At 47.1% G+C, this 350-nt stretch carries 1 protein-coding gene; it reads right to left on the minus strand.

What is annotated here, in order from left to right:
• A partial coding sequence (locus AB4585_RS24355) for a cbb3-type cytochrome c oxidase subunit I (protein WP_372171324.1) occupies positions 1–350 on the minus strand: 350 nt, incomplete at both ends.

Here is a 350-nt window from a genome sequence, read left to right on the forward strand (position 1 = left end):
GAACAAGGGACATCACCATGCCTAGAGACTGAGTCCAGTCTGGCAGTGCTGTGTAGTGTAGGTGGTGCGGACCAGCCCAAATGTATAGAGACACTAGAGCCCAGAAGTGAACGATAGAAAGACGGTAAGAATAAACAGGTCGTTCAGCTTGCTTAGGTACGAAGTAGTACATCATACCAAGGAAACCAGCAGTCAAAAGGAAGCCAACAGCGTTATGTCCATACCACCACTGAATCATGGCATCGACAGCACCAGAGTACATCGAGTATGACTTCATTGGAGAGACTGGAATTGCCATGCTGTTTACGATGTGCAATACCACAACAGTAAGGATAAAGGCTCCGAAGAAC

This window comes from Vibrio sp. 10N.222.49.C9 (assembly GCF_041474985.1).
In the GTDB taxonomy this organism is placed as follows: domain Bacteria; phylum Pseudomonadota; class Gammaproteobacteria; order Enterobacterales; family Vibrionaceae; genus Vibrio; species Vibrio crassostreae_C.